We start from the raw sequence: 17,178 nt of genomic DNA, 5'->3' as shown, positions 1-17,178 counted from the left end.
AATTTGCACAGCATAACCGAATAAGAAAACGGTTTTGATATATTTCCTCCATAAAAATAAACTCGTTAAGGCGGAGGAGAAACCGATAAAATTACTATTTTACTATTTATAACGTAAATTTATCTAAGTTTGACGCGAATATAGGGATTATAGCCAAGATGTGGATAATCTATCTCATTGGAGTAAAAATTTATGGGCTGATTATTTGGGTTTTGTCGCCTTTTTACGATAAGGCCAAAAAATGGACGCACGGCCGGCGAGGGTTGTTCAAACGCATCGCCCATGAGGTGGACAGCCGCGAAGGCAGCGTATGGTTTCATTTTGCCTCCTTGGGTGAGTTTGAGCAAGGAAGACCTGTGTTGGAAGGACTAAGGGCGCTTCGGCCCAACAAAACTTTTGTGATTACGTTTTATTCGCCCTCTGGGTATGAAATACGGAAAGACATGCCATTAGCAGACCATGTCTACTACCTGCCTGAAGATACTCCCGGCAATGCCGCCATGTTCGTCCGGTTAATTAATCCCGAACTGGTTGTATTCACCAAATACGAATATTGGCCGTTTTTCTTTAGGGCATTGGCATCCAATAATATTCCGCTATACCTCATTTCGGCCATTTTCAGGCCAAATCAAGTGTTCTTCAAGTGGTACGGTAGCTTCTTCAGGCAAACGCTCGGATATGTGACCCATTTTTTCACCCAAAATGAGGAAAGTCTCACGCTATTGACCCACCTTGGCCATACCAATGCGAGCCTAGCAGGAGACACCCGTTTCGACCGTGTGGTAGCGCTGCCCAAAACATGTAAACTTATCCCCGAAGTGGAGGATTTTGTACAGGAAAACCGCGTATTGGTAGCCGGTAGCACTTGGCCTGCCGACGAAGAACTGCTCGCACAACTGCACCGAAAGTATCCAACCTGGAAAATCATCATCGCCCCACATGAAATCCATGAGGACCACCTCCGATCCATTGAAAAACTCTTCCCAGAGTCCCTTCGATTTTCGGTGTTGAGCTTGGAGCAAGAGGTAAGGAAATCTAAAATCGTACGTCTAAAATCTAAAATTCTAATAATTGACAACATTGGCATGCTTTCCTTGCTATACACTTATGGCCATGTTGCTTACATTGGTGGTGGTTTCGGCACGGGTATCCACAATACTTTGGAAGCGGCTACGTACGGTATTCCAGTGATTTTCGGGCCTAATTATCATAAATTCCAAGAGGCAAACGACCTAATCGCAAATGGGGGCGGTTTCAGCGTACGAGACGAGGGCGAATTGCTGGTGGTTTTTGAAAGTCTACAAACTTCCACAACACGGGAAGCTACCGGAAAGGTAGCGGAGCGATATGTACAGGAAAATGCCGGAGCGACCCGACTTATCTTAAATCACTTGGTTGCCAGTGATACGATGAACAATTGACAGCTTCATTTTCAACAAACAATGCCGCAGCAATATGGTCGGCCATCAATTTTCCCTTCCTGGTGAGCATCACTTTTTGATTTTCAAAGAACACCTCTCCGCTTGTTGCAAATGACTGCAAGCTGGCATAGAGCATCTTGCTATTTTTTTCGCCGAAATTTTCTTTCACATAGTCCAAATCCAACCCCCATATCGTTCTCAATGTGGTCATGATATATTCGTTGAGTTTGTCTTGCTCACTTAAGGTTTCTTTCTCGTAGGATAGTTTGCCAATATGCAGCCCCTTGATATATTTCGCATTGTTGTTGACATTCCACTGCCGTGTGCTGCCATCGAAGGAATGGGCAGAAGGGCCTATACCGAGATAAGGCACCCCCTTCCAATAATTACTGTTATGTCGTGCGTAATTCCCCGGTTTTGCAAAATTGGATATTTCGTAATGGGTATATCCGGCTGTAGCAAGCATATCCATCAGGTATTCGAATTGGGTGACACTCGCTGCCTCATCCATGGGTGGTTGTTTCCCCATGTGAATGAAAGCGGCTAGTGCAGTATGCGGCTCCACGGTCATGCTATAGGCAGAAATATGTGGAATCTCGAGCTCCAGCAGCTTATCGATATTATATTGCCATTTGTCGGCGGAAAGCAAAGGGTAGCCATAAATTAGGTCGGACGTGATGTTGCCATATCCCGCATCCTGCACCCGTTGGATGGCATGCTGTGCTTCCTCTGCATTATGTGCGCGGTTCATCCAGCGTAGGTCCTCCTCGAAAAACGATTGGATGCCGATGCTGAATCGATTGATGGAGGTATTTTTCAGTGCATTTACCTTCGTTATATCGAGATCATCGGGATTAGCTTCAATGGTAATTTCAGCGTTCGGGTGGACATGGAAGTGTTCGGCCACCAGATCGATAAGGTACTGGATATCATCTGCTGCAAGCAAGGATGGCGTACCCCCACCGAAATAGAGGGTTTCGACGGATTGCCCAACCAGGTAATGGGCTTGTATGCCGATTTCCTGGTGCATGGCATGTAACATCTCGCTCTTGTATTTCAGCGACGTGCTGAAGTGGAAATCGCAATAATGACATGCTTGCTTGCAAAAGGGAATATGGAAATAGATACCAGCCATGGTGCAAAGGTACAGTATATTCTGCGGGCTAATGACATGCCTACCGGCTTGGGGGAAATAAAAAAGAAGCTGTCTTTCTTTTCAGACAGCCTCCCATAACATCTTTACGGAATATATTAAGATTATCCGGCTTTGTTCATTGCTTCTTCTTTCATTTTGTCGTTTGCCACGATCACGATTTCAACACGACGGTTTTGGGCTCGGCCGCTCTCTGTATCGTTGTCGCCAATAGGTTCATGGAAACTCTTTCCTTCCGTTTTTATGCGACGTGATGATAACCCCTGAGATACCGCATAGTCTCTTACCGCTTTGGCCCTCCGCTCTGATAATCCTTGATTGTACTTGTCGGCCCCTTTATTGTCTGTATGCCCAATGACCAGGATATCGGTATCTGGATTGCTATTGAGGGAGGCAACCAAGTTGCTGATGTTATCCTGTGCAGCCACCTTCACGTCTGTTTTGTCAAAATCGAAGAGGATGCCTGAGTCAAATTTAACGATGATACCCTCATCGGCTTTGATAACTTCTGCCCCTGCGACTGTCCGTTCAATTTCCGCAGCCTGTTTGTCCATTTTCTTACCGATCAACCCACCGGCTACTCCACCTAAGGCTGCACCAGCCAAGGCCCCCACAGCCGTATTGCCGGCCTTTTTGCCAATGATAGCACCCAAAGCTCCACCCGCCACGGCACCAGTTGCAGCGCCCTTTTGTGTGTTACTCATGGATTGGATTGTACTGCAACTGCCCAGCAGCATGGCTGATGTAGCTACTGAAAGCCCGAGTAAGGCTATTTTTCTGTTGATTATCATGACTTTTTGTTTTTATTTTAACTGTACAAACCCAATGCCAAAACTTGCTGAGCGGTGGATACATCTCGGTCATTTCTCTTGTGGCGGACTCTCCAATGCGGGGAGTTTAGGTGCAGCGGGGCGGCCGTCCCGGTCAAATTGCTTATAAGATTGAAGAATATACGCCGTGAGGTCATATTCTGCCCAATATTGGATTTTCTCGTAAGATGGCCGATACCAGCTCATGAAATTTTTCAGGTCATCGCCCTCAAGTCCTGTTAGTTCATGAATCAGGCGCTGATTGAATTTGCGATCTACGGCGGTGGCCTCTAACTCCCTTCCCATATATTGCTGGAACCGTCGGGCGTTGCGTGGAGTACGCCCTAAAAGCTCATAAAGCGATGTAATGGGATTGAAGATATAGGCCAATGCTGGCGGTTTGCCATCGTAATAAACACCTTGCTTGCGGTAACCGCGCATAACATCGTTGAGTTCAGCTTCTTTACTCATCCGGTCTACGTTGACCGTTTCCAATACAATACTTTCCGGTTTCATATCAATGAGTATGTCGCTCAATGTTTTTATCTCAGTCACCGCTTGCTCATAACCCATGGTATTGACCGTAATGCTATCGCCCACTGTAGCATGGAGCTCGAACGTACCTACGTTATTGGACACTGTTGTGCGGCCTGTATTTTTATTGATGATGGTTACATTGCTCAGTCGTTTGCTCGTACCAGCTTCTACGATAATGCCACGGATAGTTCCAGATTCCTGCGCAAATAGCCCTATAGGCAAGCATGATACTAAAACGAAAAGTATGCTGACAATATAATTCATTCTCAAAAGGCTTCGAAATTTGTTGTGCCGCAATCTACCTTTTTTAGACCGCTATTCTTTTAAAACGTTAATTGGATGTTTCTTGTTTAACTTTTTTTAACACTGTATCTTCGTGGTTCTATGATCTTGCATGCCGGTTGACGCCAAGCCCAACGGCATCAATGATAGGGATAAAACACAAAGTTGGCCCCTTCGGGCACAACGACAAACACACACATAAAATCCTCCGGCTTTTTATAGTGCTTGATGAAACGTGCCTTCCGGTCTTCTTTGATAATACCCCGCTCCACAAATTCTTCCAAGGTGGATGCATGGACAGACCAAGCCGTACCCAATTCTTCCTTATCCAAAATCAATTCGCCCACCTCTACTTTATGTTGATGAGCAATGAAAATTGGATAGGCCGAGAGGCCTTCGGCCATGATTTCTACAGCAATCTCCCTAATAGATTCACTGTAAAAATCCAAATCAACCTTGAGACTTTTTAGTGGACTCTTTTTATTGGGTTGTCCGTCGTCGTCAGCTTGGGCAGAAAGCAAATCTTGTAATTCCATATACTTATTATCTTTTTAAGACCAATAAGACCACATTCTCGACATGCTGGGTGTGTGGGAACATGTCTATGGGTCGAATGCGCCGAACCTCGTATTTTTCATTGAGCAATGCCAGGTCTCTCGCTTGTGTAGCAGCATTGCAGCTTACATACACAATTTTGGGTGCTTCTATCTCCAATAACCGCGTCACCACATCAGCATGCATACCAGCCCGCGGAGGATCAGTAATGATCACATCGGGTTTGCCATGCTCCTCAACAAAATGAGCTGTTAATATATCTTTCATATCCCCTGCATAGAATTTGGTATTGCCAACTCCGTTTAGCGCTGAATTAATCTTGGCATCTTCTATGGCAGAGGGAACATATTCCACTCCGATGACCTCCTGTACGTGCCGAGCGATGAAATTGGCAATAGTTCCTGCGCCGGTATATAAATCATACACCCGCTCATGGCCTTCAAATGCAGCAAAGTCACGGGTTATTTTATAGAGTTCGTATGCTTGCACTGAATTGGTCTGGTAGAATGACTTGGCTCCCACCTTAAACCGCAGCCCCTCCATTTCTTCAAAGATATAATCACGACCCGCAAAAACATGAATATCCTGGTCAAATATCGTGTCGTTTTTCTTTTGGTTAAGGATGTACAACAATGAAGTAATCTGTGGGAACGTATTCTGGAGAAATGCCATTGTTCTTTCCACGGTCGCTTCATCGGCATAAGCAAACACCACGATGACCATCAATTCGCCGGTAGATGCTGTACGGATGATGAGGTTACGCAGTTCCCCTTCATGCTGTCGTAGGTCATAAAAGGAAATCCGCTGCTCAAGTGCAAAGTCACGTAGCTTGTTGCGAATATCATTTGATGGTGATTGCTGTAAGTGGCAATGTTGGATATCCAATATCTTATCAAATCGGGAAGGCACATGGAAACCCAAGGCGTTCAGCTCGGGAGCAGCCTGTCCGTCCTCAATATAGGTAAGCCATCGCTTGTTGGAAAATGTGTATTCAAGTTTATTGCGATAGTATTGTGTTTGGGGTGCCGGAAGTATCGCCTCCATGGGCGATGTATCTATTTTGCCCAAGCGAGCGAGTGCATTGTCAACGCTTTTTTGCTTGTAGGTCAATTGCGCGGTATAATCCATGTGCTGCCATTTACATCCACCACATGTCCCGAAATGATGGCAAAAGGGATCTACCCGATATGTTGAGGCTTTTTTGAGCAACGATACTTTTGCCTCGGCAAAATTCTTTTTCTTCCGTATTAACTCCACGTCCACCACATCCCCCGGAATAGCCTTATCTACGAAAAGGACAAGGTCGTCCGCTTTACCCACACCTTTGCCTTCTTCGGCGATATCGGTAATCGAAACATCGTACATCAATCTTTTTTCAGGAGGAATCCTTCGTCTGCTCATATGGTTGCAAAGGTACAGTTTTTCTAGGTTATGTCCATTAAACGCGGATACTGCAGATTTACGCGGGGAGGGAGATAAACTCCATTGCCTTAATCAACAGTGGCCTTCACCAAATAAGGCAGTATTTCCTTTTGGAAGGAAACAAAGTTTTTTCGTACGTCAGCTTCGCTCACGGAAGTAAATGCGAAGGAGAATACAATATTTTTACTGGCTTTGATGAGGAATGTCAGCTTTTCGGGTGCCACGGATTTCCCTATTTCGGTATTGTTGATAAAAGAGCTGATGAGCAAGAATTCTAAATCGTCCGATAAGGTTCGCAGATATTCTTGTGTGTTGGCGGATTCGCGGATAAAATCCCAACCTAAAAATTCATTGCAGATGGTGTAGGTAAGTCGGCTTACCCGTAGGATGGTATTACTCAGATAAGTTTCAAGGTCTGCCTGGTTGTTGTATTTCTCCAATAAATCCTCCACGCTTTCACGAATATAATCCATTAGGATGGCATGCAACACCAATTCCTTGCTGTCGAAATATTTATAAATCGTGGCTTTGGCAATCTTGGCTTTGCGGGCAATCTCATTGACACTGGTTTTTTTGTAGCCATAGCGTCTAAAAAGCTCCCGGGCAGCCTTTTTGATGGTTTCTTTTATTTTGTCGGCTTCCATTAATTTGATACGATTATGGTTTCGCCATTCCGATGTGCCCGATAGGGTTTAAGTGGGCATTCGGCTATTTCGGCTGGAGATCCATTTACCAGTAAATATCGAGCGCCTGAACAGGGATCTTTGGCTACGATGCCGCCATCTTCCACTTCAACCGCGCACCGCTTTTCAGGGACCACAGTGCTGCATCGGTCATAAGCAATGTATCCTTGCCCCGTATTGACAACGATCAAACCGGCCACTCCTCCCCTTTCGGTTACAGCATACCCTCCTGGCGTATAAAGTTGAGAGTACTGAACCATGGATACCTGTTCCATTACCGGCACATCCTGCACCACATTACACCCTCCTTTTTTACAAGCCCCATGCAGCAATAAAATTGCTGGGAACATTATATACCAACTAATTTTAGTCATCTAAATAAGTTCCGTTTCAAACTGGCCAAGAAAGCGTACATCGTTTTCGGAAAATAGGCGCAGGTCTTTGATTTCATATTTAAGGTTCGTGATACGTTCTATTCCCATCCCGAATGCGAAGCCACTGTACTTACCACTGTCGATACCACAGTTTTCGAGCACATTGGGGTCTACCATACCGCAGCCCAATATCTCTACCCAACCAGAGCCTTTACACATCGCGCATCCGTTACCTTTGCATATTGTACAACTGATATCCATCTCAGCCGATGGTTCAGTGAATGGGAAATATGAAGGACGGAAACGTACGTTCGTGTCTTCGCCAAACAACTCTTGCACAAAGTGGTATAACGTCTGCTTCAGGTCTGCAAAGGAAACTCCTTCATCTACATATAGCCCTTCCACTTGGTGGAAAAAGCAATGAGCACGTGCGGATATCGCCTCATTGCGATACACCCTCCCCGGCATAATGGCTCGAAAAGGAGGGGTGCCATTTTCCATCATCCGTACCTGCACGGATGATGTATGTGTACGTAATGCAATGTCATTGCCATCCTGCTTCTTGATAAAAAAGGTGTCCTGCATGTCCCGGGCAGGGTGTTCAGGAGGGAAATTAAGTGCCGTGAAATTATGCCAATCGTCTTCGATTTCTGGCCCTTCGGCAACTGTAAAACCCAATTTCTTGAATATTTCAACAATTTCCTTCCTTACCAACGATAGTGGGTGACGCGATCCGAATACAAACCCTTCTCCAGGTAAGGTGAGGTCTTCTGCTTCGCGTTTGGAAGCTTGCGATGCCGAAGCAAATTGCTCCTGTGACGTTTTATATTTATTCTCCGCGGCTTGTTTGAATTCGTTTAACGTTTTCCCAAGTTCCCGCTTTAAATCAGGCGATACCGATTTGAATTCATCGAATAAAGTCCGTACCACACCTTTGGTCACCAGAAATTTCAACCGGAAAGCCTCTACATCCTCACTGGATTGGGGGGTGAACCGCGCTATCTCTTCGGTGTATTGTTGTATCTTCTCTTGCAACATGACGCCAAAGATACAGCAAAAAAATAAAACTAGCTACCGGCAGTCGGCTCAGGGTGCACGACAGATTGCTGCATTTTTGGCTCTTGCTTCACACTTACCGACTTCCAGTCTTATTGACTTACCAACTTTTAATCTTAAAACAACGAATCTTCTTCCCCTTCATTTTCTTTAAAATCTACGTCGACACTGCCCTCTTCCGCTTTTTTCGCTGATTGCTCACTCGTGGCATTCGGGCCACTTGTAGGTTCAAAATCACTTCTACGCCCTAGTAAAGTGAAGTTTTCAGCTACCACCTCCGTGGTATAGCGCCTAATCCCTTCTTTATCCTCGTATGTACGTGTTCTCAGTTTGCCTTCAATATACACCAACTTGCCTTTGAAAAGATACTTTGCCGCCACTTCAGCCAATCCCCGCCACATCACGATATTATGCCATTCGGTCTGCTCCACCTTGCGACCATCCTTGTTGTACATTTCTGATGTGGCCAACGGAAAACTCGCAACCGTAACATTCCCTTCCAAATGGCGAATCTCTGGATCCTTACCCAAGTGCCCTACTAAAATAACTTTGTTGATGCCTGACATAATAATTTAGGTATAATATTCAACCATAAAATTCTTTAAAAAAGAATAAATTAGCTTAGGTTTAGCTAATGTATTCAAATCTTTTATAAAAACATAATCCCAGTTTATTTTTTTTCTGATGGAGGCTTGCCCAGTATTCACAGAAATGAACTGTGCAAAAAGGTTTTGATGGCTCAACACATGCTTTATTGGCCCTGCCATCAACTGCAAATCGGCGTTTGCCCCAAAGCAGGTGATGACTTCTTTTTGGTCGGCTAATTCAAACACTTCCATCTGATAAGGGGTTTCGATCAGTGGTAGTTCATACAAGTTTTCCCAAATATCACCTTTATCCCGCTTGCTCATCAACAACCGATCGCCTTCTAAGACCACAAAATAGTTAAAATAACGGTTGCGGCTTGCTTTGCCCTTTACTTTGATGGGTAACTGGTTTACACGCCCTTCTTGCAAGGCACGGCAGTCCAACCGGAGCACACAGTTAGCGCAATCGGGATTTTTGGGTTTGCATTGTATGGCTCCAAATTCCATGATCGCTTGGTTGTAAATACCGGGATGCGTTTCATCGAGTAGGTCATAGGCCAATCCAAGGAAAAGTTTTTTTCCTTTGGACGAATTGATAGGTTCGTCAATTCCAAAATAACGAGCCAATACCCGGAACACATTGCCGTCTACTACGGCTTTTGCTTCATCGGTAGAAAAGGAAGCAATGGCGGCGGCGGTGTAATCGCCTATCCCTTGGAGTTTGATAAGATCGTCATATCGCGTGGGGAAACTACCACCGTACTCGGTCATTACTGCTTTGGCTGCCTTATGCATATTGCGGGCCCTGGAATAATAGCCCAACCCTTGCCAATGCAGCAGTATTTCGTCTTCCGAAGCTTGCGCAAAAGCAGCCACATCAGGATAATGCGATAAAAACCGATGGAAATAAGGCATCCCTTGCTCCACGCGTGTTTGCTGCAGGATAACCTCGGAAAGCCAAATGACATAGGGGTCTTGGGTATGCCGCCAAGGGAGGTCGCGCTTATGCTGGAGGTACCATACTTTGATGTCTTTGGAAAATGCCATAGGGCAAACATCATAATTTTTTTTCACACTGCTCATAATCTGCCAAACTGTCATCCATTCAAAATATTATTGTTAGCTTTGTAAGCTTTAATCAACAACGATGTTTGAGATACCGACAAGCGCAAAACAACACGACGAATCGCGGCAAGGCGAGGCATTGCTTTTGGAAAAAGACCCAAAAAAACACAATGGGCGCAAGCTGTATATCGAAAGTTATGGCTGCCAGATGAATTTTTCTGACAGTGAGATCGTCGCATCCATCCTGCTCGACAGTGGTTTTGAGACCACGCGAGATTATAAGGAGGCTGATGTCATCTTCATCAACACCTGTTCCATCCGAGAAAATGCCGAGCAGCGTGTACGCAATCGGTTGAAGGAATTTGAATCGGCGAAAGCCAAAAACCCAGGTATGGTGGTGGGTGTGCTAGGTTGCATGGCTGAACGGCTGAAATCTAAATTCCTTGAGGAGGAAAAGTTGGTTGACGTGGTGGTGGGGCCTGATGCCTACCGTGACCTACCCAACCTCATCGAAAAGGTAGACGAAGGCTCGCGTGCGGTGAATGTATTGCTTTCGCGCGAAGAGACTTATGCAGATATTAGCCCTGTACGCCTCAACTCGAATGGGGTGACGGCATTCATCTCCATTATGCGGGGTTGCGACAACATGTGTTCGTTTTGTGTGGTGCCATTCACCCGGGGCCGAGAACGTAGCCGCGACCCACAATCCATCGTGAAGGAAGCCCAGGACCTCTTCCATGCGGGATATCGAGAAGTGACGCTCTTGGGGCAAAACGTAGACTCCTATAAATATGCCGCTCCCACTGCTGATGGTGAGGAACCGGCAGTCAACTTTGCCAACCTGCTGGAATTGGTGGCTCAAGTGAATCCACTGCTACGTGTTCGCTTTTCCACATCGCATCCAAAAGATATCACCGATGAGGTGTTGCACACGATGGGGAAGTACGAAAACATTTGCAAATACATCCACCTGCCTATACAGTCTGGCAATTCCAGGGTGCTGAACCTCATGAACCGAACGTATGACCGCGAGTGGTATAAGGAACGCGTGGATGCCATCCGCAGGATTATCCCCAATTGTGGGATTTCTACCGATGTCATCACCGGTTTCTGTAGCGAAACTGAGGAGGAACATCAAGACACGCTTTCGATGATGGATTATGTGAAGTATGATTATGCATATATGTTTGCCTATTCCGAAAGACCGGGCACGTTGGCAGCAAAACGCTATGCCGATGATGTGCCAGAAGAAGTGAAAAAAAGACGCCTGACGGAAGTGGTGAATAAGCAACGCGAACATAGCCTTGAACGCTTGCAGACCTATGTAGGTAAAACGCATAGCGTGCTCATCGAGGGGTTATCTAAGCGTTCGGATAAAGATTACTGCGGCCGGAATGACCAAAACGCCATGGTGGTTTTCCCCGTGGATGAGCGCTATCATGTGGGCGATTACGTAAAGGTTTATGCAGATCGGTGCACATCGGCAACGTTGATTGGACGGATTGTAGATTAATAATTGCGTATAGCGTTGAAAAAAAATGGACATTCAAGATATAAAAAATAGATTTGGCATCATTGGTAACTCGCCATTGCTCAATCGGGCTATCGATATCGCGCAACAAGTGGCGCCCACCGATATTTCTGTGCTGATTACTGGTGAAAGTGGAAGCGGTAAGGAAGTGTATTCACACATTATCCATCAGCTCAGCACACGCAAACATGGCCCCTTCATTGCGGTAAACTGTGGGGCCATTCCGGAAGGAACGATAGATTCCGAGCTTTTCGGACATGAAAAAGGCTCCTTCACCGGTGCACATGAAGCACGAAAGGGATATTTTGAGGTGGTTGATGGAGGCACCATCTTCTTGGATGAGGTGGGTGAATTGCCCTTGAGCACGCAAGCTCGTTTATTGCGCATATTGGAGTCTGGCGAATATATCCGTGTGGGCTCCTCGAAAGTGCAAAAAACCAATGTACGGGTAGTGGCGGCCACTAATGTTGATATTTATGAAGCCGTGCAAAAAGGCAGGTTCAGGGAAGACCTCTATTACCGACTCAATACTGTACCCTTGCGTATCCCATCCTTACGCAACCGCAAGGAAGACATCCACCTGCTTTTTCGCAAATTCGTGGCCGATTTTACCGATAAATACCGTAGCCCCAATGTGCAACTAACCGAAGATGCGCAGCAACTGCTCGCCAACTATGCTTGGCCTGGTAATGTGAGGCAACTGAAGAACATTGCCGAACAAATTGCCGTGTTGGAAAAAGAACGAGTGATTGATGCGAAGATACTCCAAAATTATTTGCCGCTTGACAATAGAAGCAACTTGCCTGTGCATGTCGCTTCCGGCAGCAAGGAAGATTTTTCCGAGCGGGATTTGCTGTACAAGGTGCTATTCGATATGAAAAAAGATATGGTCGAGTTAAAAAAATTGGTAGTCGAGATTATCCAAAACGGAGCTAATTCATCGACTTTTGAGGAAAACTCGCCGTATATCAATAAATTATATCGGGAAGTAGATAATCCTCCCAACCAAGAACAGCTGGGCGCATCGTCCACCTTGACCATTCACCAACCACAGGCCAATCGAAAAGAAGATTTCCACCTCCACACACAAGAGGCTGAAGAAGTGGAGGAAGAATCGCTTTCATTGGTGGAAAAGGAATCGGATTTGATTAAAAAAGCCTTAAAAAAACACAAGGGCAAACGTAAATCTGCAGCGCACGAATTGGGCATATCCGAAAGGACATTGTATAGAAAGATAAAAGATTTGAACCTCAATTGATAAGGTTATAGGCTATGATAATTAAGCAAGCGTTTCATTGTGTGTGGATTCTATTGGCAACCTCGCTTATCCAAGGTTGTGGTGTAAAATATGGCTTCACTGGGGGCTCCATTCCCGAGGATATGAAAACCGTGACCGTGGAGTTTTTCGAAAACACGGCTCCGATTGTCTACCCTACACTGAGCCAGAGCTTCACGGAGGCACTCAAAGACCGGATACGTAACCAGTCGAGCCTCAGCCAAGTAAGTAACAATGGCGATGCCATATTCGAAGGGCGAATTACGGGATACAGTATCGCGCCCGCAGCGGTGGAGGCAGGCACAGACCGTGCCGCGCTCAATAGGCTTTCGATTACTATCAGTGTCAAATACACGAACAGCATCAAACCCGAAGACAGTTTTGAGGAGCCATTTACACGGTTCAAAGATTTCTCCTCTGCCAGCTCCTCCATACAGGCGCAGGAAGAATCGCTCATCAGGGATATAAACGAGATGCTGACCGAAGACATTTACAACAGGGCCTTCGCGAATTGGTAACCCCGATAAAATGGATCGACGTGAAACATACAGACGATAAAGAAACTTATAACTCTATATTATCCAATCCTTCGGAAAGTGAAGAGGCAACCATTGCGCTATTGATCGATCGGTATCCCTATTCACAACCATTGCGGTACCTGCAAGCGCGGAAGCAGTTTCAGACAAATAGTGAAGAAAATGATGCCGGAATCGCATTGCTGTATACCGGTTTTCCCGACTGGCTTTATGGGTATATAGCTGCCGACGATGAAGCCGACGATTCCGCAGATCGCATTGCCCCTCCTCCTTCTTCTGTCCCTGATTTTTCTTTCGACATTGATGATGCAGAGGCGCAGGCGGCGGATGAGATCTTGATGACAATGGAAGCGCAGGAAACAGCATACCAGACCGATGAAACCTCCACCGCTCCTGAAATAGAAACCGTGGTGCCTGATTTGGATGAATTCGAAATACATCAAGGGGATGTGGTCGATGACAATGAAGGAAACGAACAAGCTGATGGATTGGATGATGGATGGATACCTGAACATCCTATCGCTATGGATTACCTGGCATATGAAGAACTGAAAGAAACAGATTCGGAGACGGAACAGGATGATACACGCCAAGAAATGGTGCCTTTGTCGCAAGCCACTCCACATGAGAAGGTGAGCCTTTACAATGACAACCATATGCCATATAGTTTCCTTTGGTGGCTCAATAAAACCCGGATGGACCACGCACATACCTACCAACCGTATGCGCCACTTAATAATAACGCATCATACGCCCCCAGTCGGAATCTCAAACTTGGTGAAGAGCGGGTATTGGATCAGCAGATCAGGGAAACCATATTCCATTTGCAGGCTCCAGAGGAAAAACTGAGCGCCGACCACCAGCTAAAAACCATATCTTTCAAGGTGCCTAAAAAGATAGACCCCGTAATTGAACGTTTTATCCGCGAGGATCCCCAAATCAAACCTCCTCCAGCGGACAAAATAGATTTGGAAAACAAGGCACGGAAAAGCGCTGAGGACCAATCAACACTCGTCTCTGAGACATTGGCAAAAATATATGTTGAACAAGGGTTATATCCAAAAGCAATAGCCATCTATAAAAAATTAAGTTTGAAATATCCCGAAAAAAGTGCTTACTTTGCCGCTCAAATTGCTGAATTAGAGAACAAATTAACTTAACAAAATATAAAAGATGCAAACGTTATTGATCATATTGATTATTTTGGCCAGTATTCTGTTATCTTTCCTCATCTTAATCCAAAATCCGAAAGGAGGAGGGTTGGCTTCCGGATTTGCCGGAGGTACTAATTTGATGGGCGTGAAGCGTACAGGAGACATCTTGGAGAAAGGTACTTGGGGGCTGATAATCTCGATTATCGTATTTTCTTTAATCATGAATGTTTCAGGACCTTCTTCAGGTTCAGGAGGTAATGAGTTGATGGATCAGATTAACCCATCGGCACCCACCTCAACACCGCTTCCGGCTACGGAGGTTCCTGAAGCTATCTTGGAAACAGATACCGATACTACACAGTAACAACGAAATCATGACACCCATGATAAGGCTTCATCCGCTTAATGGCAGATGAAGCTTTTTTGTCGTTGGTTCGACAGGCTCAAACTGACATCCTGACACGCTGCCGACTGAACCAATCCCTTTCGCCGCCATGTTAACGTGAAAAAATGGCAAGGATAAGGGGTAAATCGATGGCTTGGCATAGTTGATGAAGGATATAAAACTGGAACATAAACATATTAGTAATAACAAATAATTAATAGTATCAAATTATGGCATTAAGTATTAAACCTATCGGAGACAGAGTGGTGGTAGAAGCCGCCCCTGCAGAGGAAAAGACCGCATCCGGCATCTATATTCCGGATACTGCCAAGGAAAAACCACAACGTGGAACCGTAGTAGCTGTTGGCGCAGGAAAAACTGATGAGCCATTAACAGTAAAAGTAGGAGACGAAGTGTTATATGGCAAGTATTCCGGCACTGAAATCACTTATGAAGGGAAAGAGTACTTGATTATGAAAGAATCCGACATCTACGCAATACTGTAGACCAATAATTTTAACGTAAAAACGATGTGAGCATATGACCATATGGAGCTGCTGTAAATTTTAATTTTCACATCTCAAATCATATATCTCACGTCTCAAATCTTATTCAAAAAATGGCAAAACAAGTTAAGTATAATGTAGAAGCACGTGATGCACTCAAGAAGGGTGTAGATACGTTGGCAAATGCAGTAAAGGTAACGTTGGGCCCACGTGGCCGTAATGTAATCATTGAGAAGAAATTTGGTTCTCCTTCCATCACCAAAGACGGTGTCACGGTAGCTAAGGAAATTGAATTGAAAGACGCCTTGGAAAACATGGGTGCACAAATGGTTAAAGAAGTGGCTTCCAAAACAGCTGACCAAGCTGGTGATGGCACTACTACGGCTACGGTATTGGCTCAAGCCATTATCGCTCCAGGTTTGAAAAGCGTGGCTGCTGGAGCCAACCCAATGGATTTGAAGCGTGGCATCGATAAAGCTGTTGCCGCCGTGGTAGGCAGCTTGAAGACGCAATCGCAAACCGTTGGTGAAGACAACAGCAAAATCAAGCAAGTGGCCAGCATCTCTGCCAATAATGATGACTTGATCGGTGCGCTGATCGCTGAAGCCATGGAAAAAGTAGGCAAGGATGGCGTAATCACCGTAGAGGAAGCCAAGGGTACCGAAACTGAGGTGAAGACCGTAGAAGGGATGCAATTCGACCGCGGTTACCTGTCGCCTTACTTCGTAACCAATACGGACAAGATGGAAGCAGATTTGGAAAACCCTTACATTCTGATTTACGACAAGAAAATCAGCAACATGAAGGAATTGCTTCCCATCCTCGAAAAACAAGTACAAACCGGCAAACCGTTGCTTATCATCGCTGAGGACCTTGACGGTGAAGCATTGGCTACACTGGTCGTAAACAAGATCCGCGGCTCACTGAAAGTGGCTGCTGTGAAAGCTCCTGGATTCGGCGACCGCCGTAAAGCGATGTTAGAAGATATCGCAATCCTCACTGGTGGTACCGTTATCTCTGAAGAAAGGGGTTACAAACTCGAAAACGCTGAGCTTTCATACCTCGGTCAAGCTGAGAAGGTTGTTATCGATAAAGATAATACCACCATCATCAATGGTTCAGGTAATGTGGATGACATCAAAGGCCGTGTTAACCAAATCAAAGCACAAATCGAAACCACTACTTCAGACTACGACCGCGAGAAATTGCAAGAGCGTTTAGCTAAGTTAGCTGGTGGTGTAGCCGTATTATATGTAGGTGCTGCCACTGAAGTGGAAATGAAAGAGAAAAAGGATCGTGTAGACGATGCTTTGCATGCTACCCGCGCTGCAGTAGAAGAAGGTATCGTAGCCGGAGGCGGTGTAGCCTTCATACGTGCTGGAGAAGTTTTGAAGGACCTAAAAGGTGCCAACGAGGACGAAAACATTGGCATTGAAATCATAAAACGAGCCATCGAAGAGCCTTTGCGCCAAATCTGCAATAACTCCGGCATCGAAGGTGCTGTAGTGGTACAGAAAGTGAAGGAAGGCAAAGCCGACTACGGATATAATGCCCGCACCGATGTATACGAAAACTTGATTGGCGCTGGGGTAATTGATCCCACGAAGGTCACACGTATTGCATTGGAAAATGCCGCTTCTATCGCTGCTATGCTACTGACCACCGAGGTGGTGCTAGCAGACGAACCGGAAGAAGAGAAAGCTGGTGCAGGCGCTCCCCCTATGGGTGGAGGCATGGGCGGTATGATGTAATACCCCCTCCTAAAACATTCTTTTCAATAACTATTAGAGCCCGCCAACAGACAGCGGGCTCTTTTTTTCATCTCTTCCTAACAAAGATGTGATTT

At 45.5% G+C, this 17,178-nt stretch carries 18 protein-coding genes; 8 read left to right on the top strand and 10 right to left on the bottom strand.

The window, feature by feature from the left end:
- Window positions 1–158 precede the first annotated feature (158 nt).
- Window positions 159–1,421 carry a 3-deoxy-D-manno-octulosonic acid transferase gene (locus NF543_RS04750; RefSeq protein WP_257666961.1) on the top strand — a complete coding sequence of 421 codons (1,263 nt, stop codon included), beginning with the start codon at window positions 159–161 and terminating at the stop codon, window positions 1,419–1,421.
- On the opposite strand, the gene hemW is transcribed toward NF543_RS04750, so the two are convergent.
- From hemW to mutY, 10 genes are all read right to left on the bottom strand, one after another.
- A complete protein-coding gene (gene hemW, locus NF543_RS04745) occupies window positions 1,378–2,556 on the bottom strand; it encodes a radical SAM family heme chaperone HemW (protein WP_257666960.1) in 1,179 nt (392 codons plus the stop codon). The genes NF543_RS04750 and hemW overlap by 44 nt on opposite strands.
- Before the next feature lie 122 nt (window positions 2,557–2,678).
- Window positions 2,679–3,365, bottom strand: coding sequence for a YiaD family glycine zipper/OmpA-like lipoprotein (locus NF543_RS04740; protein WP_257666959.1), 687 nt, complete (start codon window positions 3,363–3,365; stop codon window positions 2,679–2,681).
- A gap of 69 nt (window positions 3,366–3,434) precedes the next feature.
- Complete coding sequence (locus NF543_RS04735; protein ID WP_257666958.1) at window positions 3,435–4,184, bottom strand: carboxypeptidase-like regulatory domain-containing protein; 750 nt, start codon at window positions 4,182–4,184, stop codon at window positions 3,435–3,437.
- A 158-nt stretch (window positions 4,185–4,342) separates the two neighbouring features.
- A complete protein-coding gene (locus tag NF543_RS04730; RefSeq protein ID WP_257666957.1) occupies window positions 4,343–4,738 on the bottom strand; it encodes a hypothetical protein in 396 nt (131 codons plus the stop codon).
- Between the two features lie 7 nt (window positions 4,739–4,745).
- On the bottom strand, window positions 4,746–6,158 hold the full coding sequence (rlmD, locus tag NF543_RS04725; RefSeq protein ID WP_257666956.1) for a 23S rRNA (uracil(1939)-C(5))-methyltransferase RlmD: 1,413 nt from the start codon (window positions 6,156–6,158) through the stop codon (window positions 4,746–4,748).
- Between the two features lie 89 nt (window positions 6,159–6,247).
- The gene (locus tag NF543_RS04720) at window positions 6,248–6,823 is read right to left on the bottom strand and encodes a TetR/AcrR family transcriptional regulator (protein WP_257666955.1); all 576 of its coding nucleotides are present in this window, start codon (window positions 6,821–6,823) and stop codon (window positions 6,248–6,250) included.
- Window positions 6,823–7,212: a hypothetical protein gene (locus tag NF543_RS04715; RefSeq protein WP_257666954.1), complete on the bottom strand. Its 390-nt coding sequence runs from the start codon at window positions 7,210–7,212 to the stop codon at window positions 6,823–6,825. The genes NF543_RS04720 and NF543_RS04715 overlap by 1 nt, the downstream gene beginning before the upstream one ends.
- A gap of 24 nt (window positions 7,213–7,236) precedes the next feature.
- Window positions 7,237–8,274, bottom strand: coding sequence for a phenylalanine--tRNA ligase subunit alpha (pheS, locus tag NF543_RS04710; protein ID WP_257666953.1), 1,038 nt, complete (start codon window positions 8,272–8,274; stop codon window positions 7,237–7,239).
- A 134-nt stretch (window positions 8,275–8,408) separates the two neighbouring features.
- Window positions 8,409–8,858 (bottom strand): single-stranded DNA-binding protein, encoded by a 450-nt coding sequence (locus NF543_RS04705; protein WP_257666952.1) that lies wholly within the window; start codon window positions 8,856–8,858, stop codon window positions 8,409–8,411.
- Between the two features lie 6 nt (window positions 8,859–8,864).
- Complete coding sequence (mutY, locus tag NF543_RS04700; RefSeq protein ID WP_257666951.1) at window positions 8,865–9,926, bottom strand: A/G-specific adenine glycosylase; 1,062 nt, start codon at window positions 9,924–9,926, stop codon at window positions 8,865–8,867.
- Window positions 9,927–10,026: 100 nt separating this feature from the next.
- On the opposite strand from mutY, the gene miaB reads away from it, so the two are divergent.
- The 7 genes from miaB to groL all read left to right on the top strand — a co-directional run bounded on the left by miaB (window position 10,027) and on the right by groL (window position 17,083).
- On the top strand, window positions 10,027–11,457 hold the full coding sequence (miaB, locus tag NF543_RS04695; protein WP_257666950.1) for a tRNA (N6-isopentenyl adenosine(37)-C2)-methylthiotransferase MiaB: 1,431 nt from the start codon (window positions 10,027–10,029) through the stop codon (window positions 11,455–11,457).
- Window positions 11,458–11,482: 25 nt separating this feature from the next.
- A complete protein-coding gene (locus NF543_RS04690; protein ID WP_257666949.1) occupies window positions 11,483–12,733 on the top strand; it encodes a sigma 54-interacting transcriptional regulator in 1,251 nt (416 codons plus the stop codon).
- A gap of 14 nt (window positions 12,734–12,747) precedes the next feature.
- Window positions 12,748–13,269 carry an LptE family protein gene (locus tag NF543_RS04685; RefSeq protein WP_257666948.1) on the top strand — a complete coding sequence of 174 codons (522 nt, stop codon included), beginning with the start codon at window positions 12,748–12,750 and terminating at the stop codon, window positions 13,267–13,269.
- Between the two features lie 20 nt (window positions 13,270–13,289).
- A complete protein-coding gene (locus tag NF543_RS04680) occupies window positions 13,290–14,447 on the top strand; it encodes a DUF8458 domain-containing protein (RefSeq protein ID WP_257666947.1) in 1,158 nt (385 codons plus the stop codon).
- 13 nt (window positions 14,448–14,460) lie between these two features.
- Window positions 14,461–14,805, top strand: coding sequence for a preprotein translocase subunit SecG (gene secG, locus NF543_RS04675; protein WP_257666946.1), 345 nt, complete (start codon window positions 14,461–14,463; stop codon window positions 14,803–14,805).
- Window positions 14,806–15,056: 251 nt separating this feature from the next.
- A complete protein-coding gene (locus NF543_RS04670; RefSeq protein WP_257666945.1) occupies window positions 15,057–15,332 on the top strand; it encodes a co-chaperone GroES in 276 nt (91 codons plus the stop codon).
- A 113-nt stretch (window positions 15,333–15,445) separates the two neighbouring features.
- Window positions 15,446–17,083 carry a chaperonin GroEL gene (groL, locus tag NF543_RS04665; protein ID WP_257666944.1) on the top strand — a complete coding sequence of 546 codons (1,638 nt, stop codon included), beginning with the start codon at window positions 15,446–15,448 and terminating at the stop codon, window positions 17,081–17,083.
- The last annotated feature ends 95 nt before the right edge of the window (window positions 17,084–17,178 follow it).

The organism is Parapedobacter tibetensis (genome assembly GCF_024704835.1).
Taxonomy (GTDB): Bacteria; Bacteroidota; Bacteroidia; order Sphingobacteriales; family Sphingobacteriaceae; genus Parapedobacter; species Parapedobacter tibetensis.
The sequence above is the reverse complement of the archived record's forward strand: the minus strand, read 5'-3'. Positions and strand labels throughout refer to the sequence as shown.